Source organism: Bradyrhizobium sp. ORS 375 (assembly GCF_000239775.1).
Classification (GTDB): domain Bacteria; phylum Pseudomonadota; class Alphaproteobacteria; order Rhizobiales; family Xanthobacteraceae; genus Bradyrhizobium.
Genome location: NZ_CAFI01000348.1, coordinates 1 through 1793 on the forward strand (window position 1 = coordinate 1; position 1793 = coordinate 1793).

A 1793-nucleotide genomic window follows, 5' to 3' on the forward strand; every position below is an offset into this window, starting at 1 on the left:
TGGACCGCCAGCGATCAATCGCTCTGGCGCGCCGGCTTGCACGACCTTGTTGCAGGCTCTGCAGGCGTATTTCGGACGGGTCGTACGCAGGACGCGAAGCTGCGTCGGGACCCAATCCAGCATCTCGCTGACGCTCTCTTCAATCAGATGGAGAGCGCCGCCACAGCAGCTGCAGACCCGATCTTGCACGTCGAGCAGAACGTCTTCGCGTGGCAGATGATCGGGAAGCGGACGGCGTCGCGGCGAAGAGTCGGCTTCCGGTGTGACCTTCGGTTGCGCTTCTTCGACGCGGCGAATGTCGCTGTCGAGATCCTCCAGACCGAGTGCAAGCTGGTCGGGATCGATGCGTTCGGAGCTGCGGCCGAACTGCATTCGCTGCAGCTGTTTGATGATGGATTTGAGCCGCTCGATCTCGGTATCGCGATGGTCGATCGCAGCGGCAATGTCGCGCACAAGGCGCTGCAGAAGCGCAGGATCGGAAGGGAGATTGGTGAGATCGAGCTGCATGTCCGATGGTACTCGAACACGTTGATTCGTAGAAGAATCGCAACTCAGTTCCGCACTACATGTTGTAGATCATCCTGCAATCGCGGGCTTCCATACGCGATGGCGCGCCCCAGTCGATGCCTTCGATCAGCATCGAGCGTTGCGCTGGCGTGAGCGTGATCGATCTATCATAGCCCGCCATCACTGGCTACACGAAGCCGCCCTGGTCGATGCGTTTCGTGAACAGACAAAGCCCGTTGCCGTCCCAGAACAGAACCTTCAGGATCGATGCTTCTTGCCGCGGAAGGCAAACAGATGGGCCGGAGAACGGATCCTTCTTCAGCGTGTCCTGCACCAGCATCGCAAGCCCGTCCATGCCCTTGCGCATGTCGGTGTAGCCGAGCGCCAGATGCACCTTCACGCCCGCAGGGACGAACATCATTGCGCTGCATCTCGGCTTTCAATCTGCGTCCGCACCACATCCGGATCGCTGCCGGCGGGAGCGAAGACACGCCGTCCGTCAGCGAGGTCGACGACCATCTTGCCTTCCGGCTGACGCACGAGATCGCGCAGGGCGCGTGCGGCCGGCATGTCGTCGGGCAACAAGACACGGGCGAGCTTGGATCGCTTCTTTTGCGCGATGCCGAACTGCGCGCGCCAGCGGAACAGCAGCCCGGTGACAATCCCATGCTTGCGCGCGACGGCAGAGACCTTGGCGCCCGGCAGCTCAGTCTCCCTGGCGATCGCGAGCTTCTCCTCGTCGCTGAAGAAGCGCCGGGCCGGCATTTTAGGCGCGGCCGGATCGCCGATTTCGGCGGCTGTCAAGCGGCGTTCGGGCTGTGAGTTCCTAGCACTAGTGGTAACGGCGGGACGGGCGGAGGGATGAAGATGGGCGCGCCAGTCGATCGTGACCTCGCCGGTGGCCAGTCGGTCGCGCCATTTGCGCAGCGAATGCGGCGACAGTTGCATCGCCGTGGCGTAGGCGCGGAGCTCCATTCCGCTCCAGTTCAGCGCCTCGACATGCATCGCCCAGAACGCCTGGGACGCTCGATTGCGTACATCCGAGGTGATCGTGAACCTGCGCTGCTTCTGCTTTCGGAGCGCCTTTTCTCGCTCTTCCCGGGCGCGCTCGCGGCGCAATTCCGTCTGATATTTCTCGAGCTCAAGCGCAGTCTCGTTGCCGGCCAGCCGCTTCAGCCAACGCCGCAGAGTGTTCTCGGTCAGACGTTGTTGCTGGCAGTATTTGCGGATCCCGAGACCGCTGCGACGCCACGCTTCGATGTGCAGCGACCACCATTCGCGGCGCG

3 protein-coding genes and 1 pseudogene are annotated in these 1793 nt (G+C 62.6%); all 4 read right to left on the reverse strand.

The annotated features are described in order from the left end of the window. A partial coding sequence (locus tag BRAO375_RS24890) for an IS66 family transposase (RefSeq protein ID WP_035642022.1) occupies window positions 1–507 on the reverse strand: 507 nt, incomplete at its 3' end. 187 nt (window positions 508–694) lie between these two features. Further along, window positions 695–928 (reverse strand): IS66 family insertion sequence element accessory protein TnpB, encoded by a 234-nt coding sequence (gene tnpB / locus BRAO375_RS24895; RefSeq protein WP_009030216.1) that lies wholly within the window; start codon window positions 926–928, stop codon window positions 695–697. Beyond that, window positions 925–1512: a transposase gene (locus BRAO375_RS24900; protein ID WP_139031463.1), complete on the reverse strand. Its 588-nt coding sequence runs from the start codon at window positions 1510–1512 to the stop codon at window positions 925–927. The genes tnpB and BRAO375_RS24900 overlap by 4 nt, the downstream gene beginning before the upstream one ends. A 195-nt stretch (window positions 1513–1707) precedes the next feature. Beyond that, window positions 1708–1773, reverse strand: a pseudogene (locus BRAO375_RS39040) (hypothetical protein); the annotation flags it as partial. Window positions 1774–1793: the final 20 nt, after the last annotated feature.